This is a genomic window from Pelagimonas phthalicica (assembly GCF_004364805.1).
Taxonomy (GTDB): domain Bacteria; phylum Pseudomonadota; class Alphaproteobacteria; order Rhodobacterales; family Rhodobacteraceae; genus Pelagimonas; species Pelagimonas phthalicica.
The window spans coordinates 361,372-379,474 of the sequence record NZ_SOAP01000002.1; the positions used below are offsets into that span (position 1 = coordinate 361,372).

General features: G+C 58.2%; 18 protein-coding genes and 1 other RNA gene. 7 read left to right on the forward strand and 12 right to left on the reverse strand.

All coding sequences use genetic code 11. The features are described 5' to 3' along the window. Nucleotides 1-70 precede the first annotated feature (70 nt). Together CLV87_RS11815 and CLV87_RS11820 are read left to right on the forward strand one after the other, a co-directional pair. Entirely contained in the window at nucleotides 71-2,863 is a 2,793-nt protein-coding gene (locus CLV87_RS11815) for a [protein-PII] uridylyltransferase family protein (RefSeq protein ID WP_099245542.1), read from the forward strand. Then, the gene (locus CLV87_RS11820; RefSeq protein ID WP_099245544.1) at nucleotides 2,860-3,135 is read left to right on the forward strand and encodes a hypothetical protein; all 276 of its coding nucleotides are present in this window, start codon (nucleotides 2,860-2,862) and stop codon (nucleotides 3,133-3,135) included. Before CLV87_RS11815 ends, CLV87_RS11820 begins: the two co-directional genes overlap by 4 nt. Before the next feature lie 8 nt (nucleotides 3,136-3,143). On the opposite strand, the gene eda is transcribed toward CLV87_RS11820, so the two are convergent. Both eda and edd read right to left on the reverse strand, forming a co-directional pair. Beyond that, the gene (eda, locus tag CLV87_RS11825) at nucleotides 3,144-3,791 is read right to left on the reverse strand and encodes a bifunctional 4-hydroxy-2-oxoglutarate aldolase/2-dehydro-3-deoxy-phosphogluconate aldolase (protein WP_099245546.1); all 648 of its coding nucleotides are present in this window, start codon (nucleotides 3,789-3,791) and stop codon (nucleotides 3,144-3,146) included. 72 nt (nucleotides 3,792-3,863) lie between these two features. Then, complete coding sequence (edd, locus tag CLV87_RS11830) at nucleotides 3,864-5,681, reverse strand: phosphogluconate dehydratase (RefSeq protein ID WP_099245548.1); 1,818 nt, start codon at nucleotides 5,679-5,681, stop codon at nucleotides 3,864-3,866. A 301-nt stretch (nucleotides 5,682-5,982) separates the two neighbouring features. Here edd and CLV87_RS11835 point away from each other — a divergent pair, with 301 nt between their 5' ends. The 5 genes from CLV87_RS11835 (at nucleotide 5,983) to CLV87_RS11855 (ending at nucleotide 11,110) form a co-directional block, all read left to right on the forward strand. Beyond that, nucleotides 5,983-6,696 carry a DUF6778 family protein gene (locus tag CLV87_RS11835; RefSeq protein WP_133840767.1) on the forward strand — a complete coding sequence of 238 codons (714 nt, stop codon included), beginning with the start codon at nucleotides 5,983-5,985 and terminating at the stop codon, nucleotides 6,694-6,696. 41 nt (nucleotides 6,697-6,737) lie between these two features. After that, the gene (locus CLV87_RS11840; RefSeq protein ID WP_099245552.1) at nucleotides 6,738-7,952 is read left to right on the forward strand and encodes an RSP_2647 family RNA methyltransferase; all 1,215 of its coding nucleotides are present in this window, start codon (nucleotides 6,738-6,740) and stop codon (nucleotides 7,950-7,952) included. 9 nt (nucleotides 7,953-7,961) lie between these two features. After that, nucleotides 7,962-8,501 (forward strand): RSP_2648 family PIN domain-containing protein, encoded by a 540-nt coding sequence (locus CLV87_RS11845; protein WP_099245554.1) that lies wholly within the window; start codon nucleotides 7,962-7,964, stop codon nucleotides 8,499-8,501. Between the two features lie 91 nt (nucleotides 8,502-8,592). Then, nucleotides 8,593-9,963 carry an SLC5/6 family protein gene (locus tag CLV87_RS11850; protein ID WP_099245556.1) on the forward strand — a complete coding sequence of 457 codons (1,371 nt, stop codon included), beginning with the start codon at nucleotides 8,593-8,595 and terminating at the stop codon, nucleotides 9,961-9,963. A gap of 58 nt (nucleotides 9,964-10,021) precedes the next feature. Next, nucleotides 10,022-11,110 (forward strand): ABC transporter ATP-binding protein, encoded by a 1,089-nt coding sequence (locus tag CLV87_RS11855; protein WP_099245559.1) that lies wholly within the window; start codon nucleotides 10,022-10,024, stop codon nucleotides 11,108-11,110. A gap of 15 nt (nucleotides 11,111-11,125) precedes the next feature. On the opposite strand, the gene CLV87_RS11860 is transcribed toward CLV87_RS11855, so the two are convergent. The 10 genes from CLV87_RS11860 to cobF all read right to left on the reverse strand — a co-directional run bounded on the left by CLV87_RS11860 (nucleotide 11,126) and on the right by cobF (nucleotide 18,094). Beyond that, nucleotides 11,126-11,347: a ribbon-helix-helix domain-containing protein gene (locus CLV87_RS11860; protein ID WP_099245561.1), complete on the reverse strand. Its 222-nt coding sequence runs from the start codon at nucleotides 11,345-11,347 to the stop codon at nucleotides 11,126-11,128. Continuing rightward, nucleotides 11,344-11,517: a DUF4169 family protein gene (locus CLV87_RS11865; protein ID WP_099245563.1), complete on the reverse strand. Its 174-nt coding sequence runs from the start codon at nucleotides 11,515-11,517 to the stop codon at nucleotides 11,344-11,346. Before CLV87_RS11865 ends, CLV87_RS11860 begins: the two co-directional genes overlap by 4 nt. A gap of 37 nt (nucleotides 11,518-11,554) precedes the next feature. Beyond that, nucleotides 11,555-12,151 (reverse strand): protein-methionine-sulfoxide reductase heme-binding subunit MsrQ, encoded by a 597-nt coding sequence (locus tag CLV87_RS11870; protein ID WP_099245565.1) that lies wholly within the window; start codon nucleotides 12,149-12,151, stop codon nucleotides 11,555-11,557. Nucleotides 12,152-12,289: 138 nt separating this feature from the next. Continuing rightward, entirely contained in the window at nucleotides 12,290-13,684 is a 1,395-nt protein-coding gene (fumC, locus tag CLV87_RS11875; protein ID WP_099245567.1) for a class II fumarate hydratase, read from the reverse strand. A gap of 83 nt (nucleotides 13,685-13,767) precedes the next feature. Continuing rightward, on the reverse strand, nucleotides 13,768-14,235 hold the full coding sequence (locus CLV87_RS11880) for a class I SAM-dependent methyltransferase (RefSeq protein ID WP_133840768.1): 468 nt from the start codon (nucleotides 14,233-14,235) through the stop codon (nucleotides 13,768-13,770). A gap of 250 nt (nucleotides 14,236-14,485) precedes the next feature. Further along, nucleotides 14,486-14,950 carry an SspB family protein gene (locus CLV87_RS11885; RefSeq protein ID WP_099245570.1) on the reverse strand — a complete coding sequence of 155 codons (465 nt, stop codon included), beginning with the start codon at nucleotides 14,948-14,950 and terminating at the stop codon, nucleotides 14,486-14,488. A gap of 65 nt (nucleotides 14,951-15,015) precedes the next feature. Continuing rightward, the gene (gene chrA / locus CLV87_RS11890) at nucleotides 15,016-16,272 is read right to left on the reverse strand and encodes a chromate efflux transporter (RefSeq protein WP_099245572.1); all 1,257 of its coding nucleotides are present in this window, start codon (nucleotides 16,270-16,272) and stop codon (nucleotides 15,016-15,018) included. Between the two features lie 62 nt (nucleotides 16,273-16,334). After that, nucleotides 16,335-16,778 carry a nuclear transport factor 2 family protein gene (locus CLV87_RS11895; protein WP_166652743.1) on the reverse strand — a complete coding sequence of 148 codons (444 nt, stop codon included), beginning with the start codon at nucleotides 16,776-16,778 and terminating at the stop codon, nucleotides 16,335-16,337. Between the two features lie 76 nt (nucleotides 16,779-16,854). After that, nucleotides 16,855-17,231: a transfer-messenger RNA gene (ssrA, locus tag CLV87_RS11900) on the reverse strand. A 104-nt stretch (nucleotides 17,232-17,335) separates the two neighbouring features. Further along, the gene (gene cobF, locus CLV87_RS11905; protein ID WP_099245574.1) at nucleotides 17,336-18,094 is read right to left on the reverse strand and encodes a precorrin-6A synthase (deacetylating); all 759 of its coding nucleotides are present in this window, start codon (nucleotides 18,092-18,094) and stop codon (nucleotides 17,336-17,338) included. Nucleotides 18,095-18,103 lie beyond the last annotated feature (9 nt).

Below are 18,103 nucleotides of genomic sequence, written 5' to 3' on the forward strand. Positions count from 1 at the left end.
GACGTTCTGCCGCGCCTGAAGTGATGTTTTGGCGGTTGCACCGGCTGTGGCGACATGGCCATTTGTCGATATGAACCTGTCTGACCGTATCACCCGACTGCCGCGCCCCTATGACACTGACCACGCAGATGAGGCCAAGTCCCTTGCGCCTTGGGCATCCGGCGATGTCTACAAACTGCTTCACGGCACATGCGGGTCCAGCCCCTATCTAAAGGGGCTCTTGGCCAAAGAGACGGATTGGCTGGAAGGCGCGATCGAACAGCCTGAGCAGGCCATGTCAGAGCTCTTTGCGAATCTACGCCAGGCTGACCCGGACGCGGTGGATGTGACCCTGCGTCAGGCAAAACGGCGTGTCGCGCTGTTGATTGCGCTTTGTGATCTGTCCGGCGTCTGGACCTTGGAGGATGTGACCGGGGCTTTAACGGATTTCTCGGATCTGGCGGTTCAATTGGCGCTTGAGGCGGCCATCGCTAAGGAGGTTCGCCGCGGCAAACTACCGGGGCAGAGCGAAGATGACATTGCCACGGCGGGTGGCATGGTCTGCCTGGCTATGGGCAAGGGCGGCGCCCATGAGCTGAATTACAGCTCGGATATTGATCTGATCTGCCTCTTTGATGAGACCCGCTATGAGCGTGATGACTTCCATGCGGCGCGCACCTCATTGGTGCGGGCAACGCGCAAGATGGCGTCAACGCTGAGCGATTTGACCGGTGAGGGCTATGTGTTCCGCACCGACCTGCGCCTGCGTCCTGATCCGGCGGTGACCCCTGTTTGCATGGCGATGGAGGCGGCGGAACGCTATTACGAGAGCCTCGGGCGGACGTGGGAGCGTGCCGCCTATATCAAGGCGCGTCCGGCAGCGGGGGATATCCAGGCGGGTGAGCGGTTTTTGCACACGCTCAAACCTTTTGTCTGGCGTAAGCATCTGGATTTCGCCGCCATTCAGGACGCCCATGACATGCGGTTGCGTATTCGCGAACATAAGGGCTTGGGTGGTCCGATCACCTTGCCGGGGCACAATATGAAGCTCGGTCGCGGTGGTATTCGTGAGATCGAGTTTTTCACCCAGACCCGACAATTGATCGCTGGGGGGCGCGACCCCGAGCTGCGTACGCGCCAAACCGTTCCCGGCTTGCAGGTTCTGGCGGCCAAGGGCTGGATCCCGCAAGACGCAGCAGATGTTTTGGCAGAGCATTATCGCGCCCATCGCGATATTGAGCACCGTATTCAAATGGTGAACGACGCTCAGACCCATGACTTGCCCAAATCGCCCGAAGGGTTCGAACGTCTTGCCTATCTGGCGGGCATGTCCGCCGGGGAATTGGAGCAGGACCTGACGCGCCGATTGACCGAGGTGCATGACGTGACCGAAGGGTTCTTTGCCCCGGATGCCGGGGCCAATACGAGCGAGTTTGACGAGGGCGAACATGCCGAGATTTCGTCGCGCTGGTTGACTTATCCGTCGCTTCGTTCGGAACGGGCTGTCGAGATCTTCAAACGGTTGCGCCCCGAGATCCTGAACCGGTTGGGACAAGCAGCCAAGCCAGAAGAGGCGCTTTTGGCTTTTGATGGCTTTCTCAAGGGGTTACCGGCGGGTGTTCAACTGTTTTCTCTCTTCGAGGCCAATCCGCAACTGATTGATCTCTTGATTGATGTGGTCAGCACCTCGCCCGATCTGGCGCAATACCTGTCGCGCAATTCCAAGGTGTTTGATGCGGTGATTGGCGGCGATTTCTTTAGCCCCTGGCCGGGGCGATCTGCCTTGACGCAGGAATTGTCCACGCGTTTGCAGGAGGAACCGGATTACGAACGCCGCCTCGATCTGGCGCGACGCTGGGGTAAGGAATGGCATTTCCGCGTCGGGGTGCATTTGCTGCGCGGCTTGATGGAGGGCGAAGAGGCCGGGCGCGCCTATGCGGATCTGGCCGAGGCAACATTGGCGGCGACCTGGCCGGTGGTTCAGGAAGAATTCGCGCGTAAATACGGGCCTTGTCCGGGGCGCGGGGCCGTGGTTGTCGGCATGGGCTCGCTTGGCACCGGGCGCTTGCATGCGCATTCGGACCTCGATGTGATCGTTATCTATGACCCGGATGGGGTTGAGTTTTCAGATGGTAAACGCTCGCTCGCCAGCCGCACCTATTATGCGCGTCTGACACAGGCCCTGATCACCGCGATGACCGCGCCCATGGCCGAAGGGCGGCTATATGAGGTCGATATGCGATTGCGGCCTTCGGGCAATCAGGGACCGGTGGCAACCTCATGGGAATCTTTCCAGAATTACCAACGCGAAGAGGCCTGGACCTGGGAACATCTGGCCCTGACCCGAGCGCGTGTCGTGGCAGGCCCCGCTGACTTGGCGGCGGATGTGGAGGCGTTTCGTTTGGAAGTGTTGCGTGTCGCGCGTGATCGCGAGGCCATCCTGCAGGATGTCGGCGAAATGAGGGTGCGCATCGCCGCTGCCAAGGGCGAAGGCAATCTTTGGGGGGCCAAGATCGGCGCGGGGCGGATGCAGGATATTGAGCTGTTTTCTCAGGCGGCGACACTGGTGTCAGGGCAGGGGATCAGGCACACGCCGCGCGCGCTGCGCGTGACCGAATGGCTGAATGAAACCGACCGGCAATGGCTGATTGACAGCTATGCGCTGTTCTGGTCTCTGCAGATCGGCTCGAAACTGATCAGTCCCGAGGCGCTGGATCCCGAAACACTTGGCTCTGGTGGTTGTGCCTTCTTGACGAGACTGACCAACACGTCGGATATGGAGAGCCTGAAGTCGGAACTGACAGCGCGGTCGCGCCACGCGGCTGAGATCATCACCGCAGAAATCCCGCTACGCGCGGAAAACGAAGAGGATGCCAAGCCATGAAGGGTGACGCCATAGACCCCAAAGGGTTGATCGCAGATGCCTATAAAATCGAAGGGATCGGGGTCGAGGAATGTCGGACGATCTTTCTGGATTGGGCGCTCTCGGTGCCGGTTGATGTGGACACGACCACTCTGATTGGCACGCTGATGGCACGTCATGAAGCCGATGCGCCAGATCATCCGATGACGGCTGTTTTGCGCGATGGCCTTACAAAAACCGCCGCACCAAAACGGCGCGGCGGTTTCATGCGGCATCGTCAGCCGCAAAGCTGAGCTGAGTTTTAACTGCGGGGCAGGGCGGCGGCTTCGGCCGCCAGCTTGGTGATACCGTCCCAATCACCGTCGATCATCATTTGCTTTGGGGCCACCCAAGAGCCGCCACAGCACAGGGTGTTGGACAGGCTCAGGTAATCGGTGGCGTTCTTCATCGATACGCCGCCCGTTGGGCAAAAGCGCACCTGCGGCAGCGGAGCGCCGATGGCCTTGAGCGCTGGTGCGCCGCCATTGGCCTCGGCGGGAAAGAATTTCTGAACCGTATAGCCGCGCTCCAGCAGGCGCATGACCTCGGATGAGGTTGCAGCCCCGGGCAAGGTCGGCAAATCCGCCTGTTCGACCGCGTCCAGCAGGGTATCGGTTGCACCGGGCGACACACCGAACCTGGCACCTGCGTCTACAGCAGCCGAAACGTCTTTGGGGGTGAGCAATGTGCCTGCTCCAACCACGCCGCCCTCAACCGTGGCCATCTCGGCAATGACCTCAAGCGCGGCAGGGGTGCGCAATGTGACCTCAAGCACGGGCAAGCCGCCCTTGACCAGCGCCGTCGCCAAAGGTTTGGCATGGGCGGGATCTTCGACAACGATGACGGGAATGATCGGAGCCATGAGGCAAAGCTTTTCATTGGCGATGCTGGCGTCTTGGGGCGTGATCATGTTCAAACCTTTTCATGTGACGCGCCGGTGGAGCCTCCGGCGGGGATATTTGGGCCAAGAAGAGACAGGGCGTTAGACAACAACGGCTGCGCCTTCGGAGGCGAGGCCAACGGAATTGCGGAAGGCGGCAAAGAGCTCGCGCCCGACACCGTGGCCATTGCCTGAAAGATCGGCAGTGGCAGCCTCGCGTGACAGAAAGCTGTCATCAAGGCAGGACAGCGTGCCATTGGCCGCGTCTAAACGCACCACATCACCATCGCGCAAATAGGCCAGCGGCCCACCATCGGCGGCTTCGGGGCTGACATGGATGGCAGCGGGCACTTTGCCAGAGGCACCGGACATGCGGCCATCGGTGACCAAGGCGACTTTCAGGCCGCGGTCTTGCAACACGCTCAGGGTCGGGGTCAGGCTGTGCAGCTCAGGCATCCCGTTGGATTTCGGCCCTTGGAACCGCACGACAACGATGGTGTCCGAGGTGAATTCGCCCGCTTGAAAGGCTTTTTTGACGTCATGCTGGTCTTCGAAAATCCGAACAGGGGCTTCGATCACATGACGTTCCGGGGCAACGGCAGAGATCTTGATCACGCCTTTGCCCAGATTGCCCGCCAGTTGTTTCAGCCCGCCAGTGGGTTGGAACGCATCGCGAGCAGGGCGCAAGATCTTGTCATTCTGGGTCTCTTTCGCGCCCTCGACAAAGGTGATTGCATCGCCCTCAAGCTTGGGCTCCTGGGTGTAATGATGCATACCTGATCCGGCGACCGTTTGCACATCCTGGTGCATAAGGCCGGCATCCAGCAACTCGCCGATCATGTATTGCAGACCGCCTGCGGCGTGGAAGTGGTTCACATCCGCCAAGCCGTTTGGATAGACCTTGGCCATCAGCGGGGTAACGGCAGAGATATCGTCGAAATCTTCCAAAGTCAGCGCGATGCCAGCGGCGCGGGCCATGGCGGGCAGGTGCAAAACCAGGTTGGTTGACCCCCCGGTGGCCATCAACCCGACCAGACCGTTTACAAAAGCTTTGGCATCCAGAATGTCGCAAACCGGGCGGTAATCATTGCCTAGCGCGGTGATCTCTGTCGCGCGTTTGGCAGCGGCCACGGTCAGCGCGTCACGCAGAGGAGTGTTGGGGTTCACAAAGGAACTGCCCGGCAGGTGCAGCCCCATGAACTCCATCAGCATCTGGTTGGTGTTGGCGGTGCCATAAAAGGTGCAGGTGCCAGGGGAATGGTATGAGGCCATTTCGGCCTTCATCAATTCCTCGCGCCCGACTTCGCCAGTTGCGAAGAGGTTGCGCACCCGGGCTTTTTCATCATTGGGAAGACCCGAGGGCATTGGACCCGCGGGCAGGAAAAGCGCCGGGATATAGCCAAAAGTGGCGGCGGCGATCACAAGGCCGGGTACGATCTTGTCACAGACCCCCAAATAAACCGCCGCGTCAAAGGTGTTGTGCGACAGGCCAACACCGGCAGCCAAAGCGATGACATCACGGGAAAACAGCGACAGCTCCATTCCGACCTGCCCTTGGGTGACGCCATCACACATGGCAGGCACGCCCCCTGCGACCTGCGCGGTGGCCCCAACCGAGCGAATGGCCTCGCGGATCAGGGCGGGATAACGCTCATAGGGTTGGTGCGCGGACAGCATGTCATTATAGGCGGTCACAATGCCCAGATTGGGCGCGCGCCCCTGTGCCAGCGCGTCCTGATCCTGACCCATGGCCGCATAGGCATGGGCCTGGTTGCCACAAGTCAGATGGGCGCGGCGCGGGCCTTCTTCGGCGGCTTGACGCATGCGATCAAGGTAGGTGGCGCGCAGCTCTTTTGAGCGCTCTTCGATCCGAGCGGTGACCCGGGCAATGGTGTCATTGAGTGGCGAGGTGCTGGGCATGACTGTGATCCATCCTGATGCGCTTGTGTGCGGGTCTATTTCGGTTAGCGCTAACAGTAAAGCCGATTTTCGGCGTTAATCGTAGGAAATCTTAGGTATTTTCGTGGCTATTCGTGTGGGGCGCGCCCATTTTCTTTTTGGCGCGAAATTATTCGAAGTTGCGCAAAAATGGCCGTATTCCGTCAATTTGTCTCAAACTTGCCCAAGTTCAGCCCGATTCGACTGAAAAGTTAACAAACAATGAAAACCGCCAAAGAGCGGACCGCCGGAGAGGCCCGGCAGAGCAAGAGAGAGCAAAAAGATGACACTGATCCGTATCACAGCCGCCGTTCTGATGTTGGCCGGAGTGTCGGCCTGTGGCAATTCGCAGTTCGCCAGCCGCAACGTGCCTTTTGAAACATTGCCTGCCGCCCAGACCGGGCTGCCAACGGGCCAACCGGAAGGTTACCGCGCTTTGCCGGTGGTTGCTGCGCAGCCGGATCTGCCGCAGCGTCCGACCGCCACAGCACGCTATAACATCGTGAATTATGCGATCACTGTGCCCGAAGAACTGTCGGTTTCCGAAGCGAACCTCTACTATCCTGTGGCAGACATCGTCTGGCGCGGTGATGCCATAGGTGACCGCAAGGATCAGGTTGGCTATATCTTTCAAGAAGGGCTGAACCGTGCGCGTCGCAGCGTTTCGAACGGGCAGGCGGTCAAGGCTGAGATCACCGTGCGCCGCTTCCATTCGATCACGGAAAAAACCCGCTATACCGTTGGCGGTGTCCATTCCATCAACTTTGACCTTGTTCTGCGCGATGCACAAACCGGGGCTGTGCTGCTGGAACGTCCGGTCAAGGCTGACCTCAAGGCCTTTGGTGGTCGCCGTGCGATCAACGCCGATCGTCAGGGCTTGACCATGAAGGAACGCATCCACCGTCATCTTGAGCGGGTCATCCGCGCCGAGCTGACGCTTGCCAATGGGTGGGCGGATCAAGGTGAACGTCTGGCAAAAGGTGTGGATCAGATCTGATCCTGCTTTTCACCACAGCAAAACAAGGCTAAGGCGGGGGCATGACAGCCCCCGTTTCCGCATCTGATCGCCCCGATTCCCTGCCTGTACTGCGTCTCAAGCCCAAGGCCAATGCCCGTGCCATCCGGCGAGGTGCGCCATGGGTGTTTGAAAATGAACTGGTGATGGACCGCCGCAGCCGCAAAATCGAACCGGGCAGCTTTGCGGTTTTGGAAGACAATGATCGTCAGGCCATTGGCGTTGTTGCGGTCAATCCAAACTCCAAGATCGTCGCGCGCATGTTGGATCGCAATCCTTTGGCGGTGATTGACCGCGATTGGTTGTTTGACAAGCTGACCAAGGCGGTGTCGATGCGCGACCGTCTTTATGATGCGCCGTTTTACCGGTTGATCCATGCCGAGGGCGATGGTTTGCCGGGGGTGGTGATTGACCGTTTTGGCGATACCGCCGTGATCCAGCCCAATGCCGCCTGGGCCGACCGGGTGATTGACGATATGGCTTCGGCGCTGATGGCGGCGACGGGCGTGGCCAATGTGCTCAAAAATGCCTCGGGTCGGGGCAGGGCGTTGGAAGGGTTGGATGACCAGAATGCGGTGCTGATAGGCTCAGCCCCTGAGGCTCCTCTTCCTGTCCAAATGAATGGCGCGACCTATATGGCCGACCTGACCGGCGGCCAGAAAACCGGGCTGTTCTTTGACCAGCGCGAAAATCATGGCTTTGCGGCGCGTTTGGCCTATGAGGCCAGCGTGTTGGATGTGTTTTCCCATGTCGGTGGCTTCGCTCTTGCAGCACTGGCAGGCGGGGCGAAATCGGCTATGGCGGTGGATGGATCGGCTCCGGCTTTGGAACTGGCGGCGCAAGGGGCTGCCCAAATGGGCAAGGTGCTGGATACGCGTCAGGGCGATGCCTTTGACGTCATGACGGATCTTGCTGCTAAGGGGCGCAAATTTGACGTAGTGATCTGTGATCCGCCCGCCTTTGCACCGAACAAACCCGCGTTGGACAAGGGGCTGCGCGCCTATGAACGGGTTGCCCGTTTGGCGACAGCCCTGGTCAAGGAAGACGGCTATCTCGTCTTGTGTTCCTGTTCCCACGCCGCGGATGTCACCGCCTTTACCGGTGCCTGCCTGCGCGGGATTGGACGGGCCGGGCGGCGCGCGCAACTTTTGCATACGGGTTATGCCGGGCCGGATCATCCGCTTTTGCCGCAACTGGCCGAAAGCGGCTATCTCAAGGCGCTGTTTTTCCGGTTGTAAGGGGCGGTTGTGAAGGTTCTGCTGGATACCTGCGTGCTGTTTCCCACCGTGATGCGCGAAGTGTTGTTGGGGGCAGCCGGGCAGGGCCTGTTCATGCCGCTTTGGTCAGACCGTATTCTTGAGGAATGGGCCCGCGCGGCCCGTAAACTCGGGCCGGAAGGCGAGGCGCAGGCGCGCAGCGAAATCACCATGCTTGCGGTGCATTGGCCCAAAGCATCGGTGACATGGAAACCATCTCTGGAGGATCGACTGTATCTGCCAGATCCGAATGACACCCATGTTCTGGCCGCCGCCATCGCCGGGTCGGCGGATATGATTGTGACAGTCAACGCCAAGGATTTCCCGCGCAATATCCTCGCCGAAGAGGGTGTTGCGCGTTCTGATCCCGATGCCTTCCTGTTCGGCCTGTGGCAGGCCAACCCTGAGGCGCTCCAACATGTTGCAGACCGTGTTCTGGCCCAGGCGCGCGCCCTATCCGGTGAGGATTGGCACATGCGCCCCTTGCTGAAAAAGGCCCGGCTGCCGCGTCTCGCCAAAGCGGTTTCCTGACATTCGCTCACATTTGCGCAAGGCAGGTGTAACGCTACTGGTCCGCCGGTGTCTCTGCTGCTAGCGCAGAGGGATCGACAGGAGAAACGCAATGCAAACCATTCTGCTGGTTGCCATTTTTGGTGCCATTCTAGTGCTTAGCCTGGCCGTTGCCCCACGCCGGGCCTCGGTTGAGGGATTTTTCGGCGGGCTTGGGGCGACAGGGCAAAGTCCGGGTCTTTGGACATTGGTGCTGAGCCAGGTCACCACCTGGATCTTTGCCCGCTCTCTGATGAACTCTGCCATTCTGGGCTATTTCTATGGCATCGCCGGTACCCTGGCCTATGCGGCCTATTACGGGTCGTTTTTAACCGGAGCCTATGTGGTTGGCCAGTTGCGCCGCAATGGGGCGATGAGTGTGCAGGATTGGCTGGGCGCAAGGTTCGGTCAAACCGGGAATGCCGCCTATAATCTGGTGATTGGCCTGCGCCTTTTGTCCGAAGTGTTTGCGAACCTCATCGTTGTCGGCCTGATCTTTAACGCAGTCTCCGACGGTTCGGGAACTGTGGCTGTCTTGGTCGTGGCGGTTTTGGCGCTGGCCTATTCCGCCTGGGGCGGCTTGTCGGCAGCTTTGCGCACCGATGTTTTGCAGATGTCGCTGTTTCTGGTGATCTTTGCGGTGGCCTTTGTCGCCCTGATCCTGAACCCGTCCTTTTCATTCTCTGCGGTCGTGACCGCTCCGGGCAATTCCGGCGGCTATCTGGGGTGGGTCTTGATGGCTGTCGCAGCGCTGCAAGTGTTCTCCTACCCGGTGCATGATCCGGTGATGATGGATCGCGGTTTTCTCGCCGATGAAAAAACCACGCGGGCCTCGTTTATCCATGCCTTCTGGATTTCGGCGCTTTGCATTATCGGATTCGGCTTTTTCGGCATTCAGGCCAGCCTGCAAGGTTCTGAATACGAAGGACAATTGCTGGGCACATGGGCGCAGATGTTCCCGCCCTTCATCTTTATTGCCTTGCTGCTATCTCTGCTGGTTTCGGCGCTGTCGACCTTGGATTCGGCTCTGAGCTCAGCGGCCCGCCTGGTGGTCGAAGAGCTCAAGCTTGCGCCGCGCAGTTTGAACGGGGGCCGCGCCGCCATGGTGGTCTTTACACTCGCGGGTACAGCACTGACCCTGTGGGGCAATCAGACCCTTTTTGACGCCGTCGCGGTCAGCGGCACTGCATCCATGTTCCTGACACCGGTCCTGATCGTCGGGCTTGTTCTGGGGCGTCAGGTTACGCTCTGGGCTTATCTGGTGGCGTGGTTTGCCGCCATGGCCGGGGCCTTTGCCTATTTTGCCCGATCTTGGCCCTCGGTCGCGGCGGTCCTGCCCGAGGGGCATAAATACGAACAGCTCTTTGTGATCTGTGTTGTCGTGCTGGTGGTTGGCTTTGTCGCAGTGATCCTGGGCAGTCGCAGGGTTGCGAGCCCGCAGTAAGACTGGTACCTCTCGCGTCAATCCCGAGAAGAAGTATCGGAATTGACGCGAGGCCGGTTTGACCACATCCCCCCATCCCCGATTGGAAATTCGCGACCTCGTGCGCGTGTATGAAGGCAAGACCGTGGTCGATCACGTGTCATTGTCGATTGATCCGGGCAAGGTCATGTGCCTTTTGGGGCCATCAGGCTGTGGAAAATCCACGACCCTGCGCATGATCGCCGGGGTTGACATGCAAAACAGTGGCGAAATCTATGTGGATGGCAATCTGGTGTGCGACACGGTGTTTCGCGTGCCGCCCGAACGGCGTTCTATCGGTTTGATGTTCCAGGATTTTGCACTGTTTCCGCATCTGACAGTGGGCGAGAATGTCGCCTTTGGCCTGACCTCCTCTACTGGGGCCGAGAAAAAGGCCCGCGCGAAGTCGTTGTTGGAACGTGTTGGTCTTGCGCATTTCATTGACGAATACCCGCACCAACTGTCTGGCGGCGAACAGCAACGGGTTGCGCTTGCGCGCGCCTTGGCGCCGCGCCCGTCCATCATGCTAATGGATGAACCGTTTTCTGGTCTCGACAACCGGCTGCGCGACGGTATCCGCGATGAAACACTGGATCTGCTGAAGGAAGAAGGGGCCTCAGTCCTGTTGGTCACGCATGAGCCAGAAGAAGCCATGCGCATGGCCGATGAAATCGCCCTCATGCGCGGTGGGCGCATTGTGCAACGTGGCGCACCGTATAACATCTATAACGCGCCGGTGGATCGCGAGGCAGTTTCATTTTTCAGTGACATCAACGTGTTACGCGGCAAAGTTCAAGGGGCGCTTACCGATACCCCCTTTGGTCAGTTTCTGGCCCCCGGTCAGCCTGACGGTGCCGAAGTGGAAATCGTTTTCCGCCCGCAACATGTCAGCATCGACTTTGACCGTGATGGCAAGGGGCCAAACCCCACAGCGCTTGCCGGGACACCGGCGCGGGGCATTGTGGAGCGTGCGCGCTTTATGGGGTCGGAAAGCCTGGTTGAGTTCCGCATGGATCATGATGGTCAGGTGCTTAAGGCGACGGTGCCCAATGTCTTTATGCCCAAGCCGGGAATGCCGCTTTGGTTGACTGTGCGTCGCGATCGCTGCTTTGTTTTTCCTGTTGAATAACAGTTGTCTAAAGGCCTAAGTTGAAGTCAAAGCTTCCCTAAGGATAAACACCCGAATAGACGAGGCCAGCCCGACCTCTGGATCACGTTCCGCGTCAATCTCCGCTGCGAGGGCATTGATAGGCATGTCGCGCGCGGCGGCGATGCGACGAAATTCGCGCCAAAACTCCGCCTCTAAAGAGACCGAGGTGCGGTGACCTTTCAATGTCAGCGAGTGTTTTTCGGGACGACCGCTCATTCCAGCTCGTGCCCGTCTAGATCGCGATCAGCCTTGGATTGCTGCGCCTGATCCAACTCCTTTTCCGCCTTGCTGCGCCCGAATTTGACAGCGTTTTCATCCGCCTCCTGACGTTTCTCAGCCCGGCGTTTGTTTTTGCGAAAGCGGTTCAGATTGATGATCTCGGCCATGGGGATACCATAGCCAAGACCGTTTTTCTTGCCAAGCTCAAGCCTGTTGTGTGGGCCGGGGGCGCAGATACCAATACCAGATACGATAGGCTTCAAGCGCGATCAGCGGGCCGAAATGCACCATGGCAGGGGCAATGCTGTTCCAGTTGTGCAGGCTGGCCCAATGCAGCAAGGTCAAGGCCGCCGCCGGGTAGGTCCAACGCTGCAATTGCTTCCAGGCCGGGCCCATCTTGCGCACAAAATAGTCCATCGAGGTGACGCCAAGCGGGATGAAAATGGCAAAGGCCACCCAGCCGGTCCAAATGTAAAAGCGCGGCAATTCGGTTATGACACGGTCCATCGACCCTTTGTCAATCAGGTAGAACACCGTATGGGCAATGGCATAGAAAAACGCGGCGACGCCGAAGTAACGTCGGTTTTTCTTGAGCCAAAGCGGCCCGCGCCAGCCCTTGAACAGCAACATCAACGGGGTGGCGAGCATTGCGATAATGGTAAAGCGCGCGGCGAATTCGCCGGTCGGATGAACCAAAATGTGGTAGATGCGCGGGTTTGTGGTGGTGGCAAGCTCATAGGTCATACCAAGGGCTGGCAAGGCCAATACCAGCCACAACCAATAGGGGGAAAGGCGTGACATTTTTCAATTCCTTTTGTCGTCATCACCCCTAGTACGCACCAGCCTTTCAATCCCGTCGAAAAAAAACACGCCCGGCGGTAAACCGGGCGTGTTTAAGTGGATTTATCGTGTCTTGACGATGCGCCAAGCGGTGGATGATCAGGCTTTCGGGCCGATCATCTGTTCTGGGCGCACCACCGCGTCAAAGGTTTCCTCGTCGACAAAACCAAGCGCAATCGCCTCTTCCTTAAGGGTTGTGCCGTTCTTATGCGCGGTTTTGGCGACTTTGGTGGCGTTGTCATAGCCAATGGTCGGGGCCAGCGCGGTCACCAGCATCAGGCTTTCTTTCATCAGCTTGTCGATGCGAGGCTCATTGGCCTGAATGCCGTTCAGCATCCGAGTGGTAAAGCTGTCGGCAACGTCACCCAGCAGTTGGATGGACTGCAGCAGGTTGTAGCTCATCATCGGGTTATAGACGTTGAGCTCGAAATGACCTTGCGAGCCAGCAAATTTCATCGCCGCGTCATTGCCCATCACATGGGCGGCAACCTGAGTCATGGCTTCGGCCTGTGTCGGGTTTACTTTGCCCGGCATGATCGAAGAGCCCGGTTCGTTCTCAGGCAGGATCAACTCGCCCAGACCGGAACGCGGGCCAGAGCCCAGAAAGCGGATATCGTTGGCGATTTTATACATCGACCCCGCAACCGTCGCTAAAGCGCCGGACATAAAGACCATGGCGTCATGGGCGCTGAGCGCTTCGAACTTGTTGGGGGCGGTGACAAACGGCAGGCCGGTGATCTCTGCCATATTGGCGGCCACAGCCTCGGCCCAGCCGGGCTGGGTGTTCAGACCGGTGCCAACGGCGGTACCGCCCTGTGCCAGTTCGTAAATGCCGGGCAAGGTTGCCTCGACACGGGCGATGCCCTGGCGGATCATATGGGCGTAGCCCGAGAATTCCTGACCCAAAGTCAGCGGTGTCGCATCCTGGGTGTGGGTACGGCCGATCTTGATGATGTCCTTGAACTCTTCGGCTTTCGCCTCAAGCCCTTCGGCCAGTTTGATCAGGCCCGGCATCAAAACATCGCGCACAGACATCGCGGTTGCGATATGCATAGCGGTCGGGAAAGTGTCGTTGGAGGACTGACCCATATTGCAGTGGTCATTGGGGTGAACCGGATCTTTGGAGCCGATCACACCGCCGAGAATCTCAATCGCGCGGTTGGCGATGACCTCGTTGGAGTTCATGTTGGACTGGGTACCGGACCCGGTCTGCCAGACGGCGCAGGGGAAGTTATCGTCAAACTTGCCCTCAAAGACTTCGCCAGCGGCCTGAATAACCGCATCTGCGATCTTTTCATCCAGCTTGCCGGTTGCCTTGTTCTGCATGGCGCAGGCTTTTTTGATGGCACCCAGCGCGCGCACGATGGAAACCGGCTGCTTTTCCCAGCCAATCGGAAAGTTCATGACCGAGCGCTGTGTCTGCGCGCCCCAATACTTGTCGGATGGAACCTCCAACGGGCCAAAGCTGTCGGTCTCTGTACGGGTCTCGGACATCACGGTCTCCTCGCGTGGTATACAGTTGCATGCCGAATAAAGCCCCTTGGTTCAAAGGGCAACAGGCTACATGCGCGCAGGGCTTATACCATGTTGCTGCGGAAGGAATAGACCGTTGCAGGGGGGAGATTGCCCCAAATTCTGCGCGATTTTGTGTAGGTTAGCGCTAGCTCTTGGGCGACCTGTTCATCAACCGGAGATTTCGGGCCATAGGTGAACTGGATATAAACGCCGCCAGCGCCCATCGCGCGAAACGCCGCGCCCAAAATCTCGCGTTGGATCGCACCGGGAATCGACAAAAGCGGCAGCCCAGACACCACGGCGCGCACTTGGTCCAAGCCGAGTGTACCCAGATCCTGGGCCGGTTTGTGATGCACATGGATGTCAGAGAAACTACGTCGCAGCAATTGCACAAACTCTTCGTTCAATTCGAATGCATGTAGGTCCTGCGCTGCCACGCCGGCCTCAAGCAAGGCTTGTGTGATCCTGCCGGTGCCGGGACCAAATTCGACGACCGGGCCTGTGCGATTGGTTGGAAGCTCTGCAGCCATCTGCCGGGCCAAGGCCATGGACGAGGGGGCAATGGCCGAGATGTTTCTAGGGGAACGAATTAACTGGCCCAAAAACAAAGGCAAACCGGACTGTGATGACATATTGGAAACCGTCAATTGTTCATTTGTTGTTAAGATGCGGTTTACGAAGCTGGGAAACAAGATGGGAAACGGTCTTAACGTAAACTTTGATGCGCGGAAGCCCGCGCAAAGAAAAAGCCCCCAGGGCTTGGGGGCTTGTTTGACTGGGTTATTTCCGGAACCGGTCAAGGCTGACGACCTCGGCGTCGTGATGCTCTGGCGCGGGTTCGCCGCCATCTGGATCATCCTCTGGCGGTTCCGGGCCGTCATCATCCAGATCATCCTGCGTTTCAAAACGCAGACCGAATTCAACCGATGGATCGACAAAAGTCTGGATCGCGTCAAAGGGAATCGTCAGATTTTCCGGGGCACCGCCGAAATACAGGGTGATGGAAAACCCATCATCCGTGACCGTCAGGTCGTCATATTCGTGCTGCATCACCACGGTCATTTCTTCGGGGTAACGTTCCTTGATCCAATCCGCAGCCTTGGCCCCCTCATGACGGGTGTCAAAGGTGATAAAAAAATGGTGGTCACCCGGAAGCCCGTTTTCTTTAACGTCTTCCAACACCGTTTGGATCAGCCCACGCATGGCGTGATGCATCAATTTGCCGTAATCAATTCCTGAGGACATGTCTTCGCCTTCATCTGTTGAAAATCAGCATATTGGATTCCGTGGCGAACGAAAGTCGGATTTTATCAGATTTGCCCGATGGTCCAACTTAATGCTGCCGTGCAGAGCAAAGTCAGGGGCACGCCACGTTTGAAGGGGCCAAGAAGCAGCCCGGCAAAAGCGATCAAGACCAGAGTTTCGGGTTGGAAACTGGCGGCGTCAGGGACGGGCAGGGTGGCCAGACCGAATTCTGCCATGATTACTGTGCCAAAAAGCACATGCAGCGCAAACCAAAGTGACAAGTTCAAAATTACCCCTACCACGGCCGCGGTGATGGCAGAGAGAGCGTTATTGAGACGCGGCCGGTGCAGAAGGTTTTCCACATAAGGGGCCCCGGCAAAGATCCAGAGAAAACACGGCACAAAGGTCATCCAAAGCGCGATAATTCCGGCGATCAAGGCACCGGCAACGCCGCCGTTGCTATGCCCGGTCAACATAGCAACAAACTGGGTGACAAGGATCAACGGCCCTGGGGTCGTCTCGGCCAGCCCCAGCGCGTCCACCATTTGGGTTGTGCTCAGCCAGCCATGATGTTGCACGACGTCCTGCGCCATATAGGCCAGAACCGCGTAGGCCCCGCCAAAGGTCACGACGGCCAGTTTGGCAAAGAAGGCCGCGAGATCAAACAGGAGCGTTTGGCCCGACAGAAACAGAACTGGCAAGGGCAGCAGCCACAGCGCCGCCAAAAGCACCAAAATGCGTTTTCGTGTTGGCTGCGTCGGTGGGCTGGCGAGGGCAGGTTGATCCCTTGGTTTCGTGCGCCAAACACCCCAGATTGCGGCCCCGGCAATGATCACGGGAAAGGGGAGTGAGAAGGCAAAGATCAATGTAAATGACAGTGCCGCTAGCCAAAACGAGGCCTGAGACGTCAGCGTTTTCTGCGACAGTCGCAACAGTGCTTGCAGCACGATGACCACAACGCAGGCTTTGACCCCTTGTAACAAAACATCCGTTTCCGGGCGATTGCCATATTCAGCGTAAAGCAAGGCCAGACCCGCAATGACCATCGCGCCGGGAAGTACAAAGAGCAAACCGGCCAGCAATCCGCCCCAAATGCCGTGCAGCCGCCAACCAGCATAGGTGGCCAATTGCATGGCTTCGGGGCCGGGCAGCAACATGCAAAAGCTCAGTGCGCGCAAAAACTGCTCTTCGCTCAGCCATTTTTGCTCGTCCACCAAAGAGCGGTGCATCAATCCGATTTGCGCCGCAGGCCCGCCGAAAGAGAGCAGGCCGATGCGCCCGAAAATCCGGAAAAGTTGACGGAAAGAAGTGTCGCTTTGCATGAATTGCAGGTGACAGGCAGATGGGGCGAGGTCAAATGAAACTTATGCGTCACCGCGCCTGTTCAGGATAGAGGCGTGCCGCCCAACATGATCAGCGTTGCATTGTCAGGCAAGAAACCGGTGGTTTCGAAATAGGTCAACAGATCTGCATTGGCATAAGATTGAATGACCTTGCCATCACACAGCTTGTCAAAAAACATCCCCATCAATTTCCCGGTCGCACCATTCATATGAGAGGTCAGATCAGCTCGGATAACATGGGCAAAATTTTCCTCATCCTCTGCAACAGTCAAGACGCGCTCAAAACCCGTGATGGAGGCCATGGACTGAAACTGCGCCACCCAATCGCGAAACTCGCTCCGCGTCAGCGCGGTGTTGCGAATCCGCCCATAAAACCGGGCATCGGGATGAAAATAGGTGTCGATAGCCTCCAAATCCTCGTTCACCCAGACATCGCGCATGATGTCATCGATGATATTGGGGATATGATTGGTCAGAGGCCGCATGAGTTTTGCATAGCAAAAAGGTCTTAATGGGCCTTGAAAGCCTGTGGGTAAATCCTGTCTGCCGATCATGTTGGAAAGTGCAGGTTTCTGTTGCCAGGTACCTGCGAACCCCGCCTCACGCGGCTAGGCGCAAGGGCTTAAAGTCGGTTCGACTCGAACTGCTTACGCAGCCAGAGCAACCGGAGCACGATTGTCGTTTGCAATTGTACTAGTTTCGCCGATAACGGTGGCAGACAGCCGAAACAAAGCTAACCCCTTTAGACGTTCGTCGATCCTATTTCGTCCCCCCAGATCCGATCGCATCCCCAAACGAAGGACGCAGCCGGTGTGTATTTGGTGGAGACGCAGGGTACCGCCCCCTGGTCCGATCCGCTTATTACGAGCGCGTTTATGTCCATAGTTCCACAAGGGAACATATTGAATATAGGCAGGGAATTGGGGGATTTGAAGGGGGAAATGGCGGGTTTGGCGAAAATAGGGGGCCAGCCCCGTCTGGAGCCCAAGGTCTCCATTCACCCCCGGGATATTTTGGGCCCAAAGAAACCTAGGGCGTCGTCCTATGTGTCGCGTTTGCGGATCAGGTAGACATCCATGATCCAGCCGTGATCGGCGCGAGCTTTGGCGCGAGTCTCGAGGATATGGTCCTGTACCTCAGAGAGGGGGCCGGCGATGCGGATCTCTTGCGGCATACCGGCAAAGGCGCTCCACCAGATGTCGTAATCATCTTTGGCGAGCACCTCGAAAGCGCCGCCAGCATCCAACATGACCACAAGAGTCTGGGTCTCAGGCGGCCAGCCAAAATCTCGCAATTTGCGCCCGGTGGTGATGGTGACCGGCGCGGCCAGCGTGTTGAGGGGGATTGTATGGCCGGCGGTCAAAGCCTGGACCGAGGTGATTCCAGGGATGACCGTTAACCGCAGCGCCAGTTTGCTTTGGACGCGCTCGGCGATGCGCAGCGTGCTGTCATAAAGTGACGGATCGCCCCAGACCAGAAAGGCAACCCTGCCCGAGCTGCCAACCTGCGATGTGATCGCATCTTGCCAAGCGGTGGCGATGGCGTCGTGCCAATCATTGACCCGTTGCACGTAATCGGGCGTGGCCGGGTCACGCACCGGCAGGTCGAATTCATGCTGAGGCGGGCCACCATTGGTCAGGTAATCGCGGCAGATGACCCGGCGCAGCTCGGCCAGATCGTCTTTGCCCGGCCCTTTGCGCGGGATCAGGATCACATCGGCGCTGTTCAGCGCCTCAATCGCCTCAAGCGTTAGGTGTTTCGGATTTCCGGCACCAATGCCGACAAGCAATAGGTCAATCATGGCGGCGGA

What these genes read in the sequence shown, in the direction of transcription:
- CLV87_RS11815 (WP_099245542.1), top strand. Translation starts at nt 71, where the DNA reads ATGAACCTGTCTGACCGTATCACCCGACTGCCGCGCCCCTATGACACT.
- CLV87_RS11820 (WP_099245544.1), top strand. Translation starts at nt 2,860, where the DNA reads ATGAAGGGTGACGCCATAGACCCCAAAGGGTTGATCGCAGATGCCTAT.
- eda (WP_099245546.1), bottom strand. Translation starts at nt 3,791, where the DNA reads ATGATCACGCCCCAAGACGCCAGCATCGCCAATGAAAAGCTTTGCCTC.
- edd (WP_099245548.1), bottom strand. Translation starts at nt 5,681, where the DNA reads ATGCCCAGCACCTCGCCACTCAATGACACCATTGCCCGGGTCACCGCT.
- CLV87_RS11835 (WP_133840767.1), top strand. Translation starts at nt 5,983, where the DNA reads ATGACACTGATCCGTATCACAGCCGCCGTTCTGATGTTGGCCGGAGTG.
- CLV87_RS11840 (WP_099245552.1), top strand. Translation starts at nt 6,738, where the DNA reads ATGACAGCCCCCGTTTCCGCATCTGATCGCCCCGATTCCCTGCCTGTA.
- CLV87_RS11850 (WP_099245556.1), top strand. Translation starts at nt 8,593, where the DNA reads ATGCAAACCATTCTGCTGGTTGCCATTTTTGGTGCCATTCTAGTGCTT.
- CLV87_RS11860 (WP_099245561.1), bottom strand. Translation starts at nt 11,347, where the DNA reads ATGAGCGGTCGTCCCGAAAAACACTCGCTGACATTGAAAGGTCACCGC.
- CLV87_RS11865 (WP_099245563.1), bottom strand. Translation starts at nt 11,517, where the DNA reads ATGGCCGAGATCATCAATCTGAACCGCTTTCGCAAAAACAAACGCCGG.
- CLV87_RS11870 (WP_099245565.1), bottom strand. Translation starts at nt 12,151, where the DNA reads ATGTCACGCCTTTCCCCCTATTGGTTGTGGCTGGTATTGGCCTTGCCA.
- fumC (WP_099245567.1), bottom strand. Translation starts at nt 13,684, where the DNA reads ATGTCCGAGACCCGTACAGAGACCGACAGCTTTGGCCCGTTGGAGGTT.
- CLV87_RS11880 (WP_133840768.1), bottom strand. Translation starts at nt 14,235, where the DNA reads ATGGCTGCAGAGCTTCCAACCAATCGCACAGGCCCGGTCGTCGAATTT.
- CLV87_RS11885 (WP_099245570.1), bottom strand. Translation starts at nt 14,950, where the DNA reads ATGTCCTCAGGAATTGATTACGGCAAATTGATGCATCACGCCATGCGT.
- chrA (WP_099245572.1), bottom strand. Translation starts at nt 16,272, where the DNA reads ATGCAAAGCGACACTTCTTTCCGTCAACTTTTCCGGATTTTCGGGCGC.
- CLV87_RS11895 (WP_166652743.1), bottom strand. Translation starts at nt 16,778, where the DNA reads ATGCGGCCTCTGACCAATCATATCCCCAATATCATCGATGACATCATG.
- cobF (WP_099245574.1), bottom strand. Translation starts at nt 18,094, where the DNA reads ATGATTGACCTATTGCTTGTCGGCATTGGTGCCGGAAATCCGAAACAC.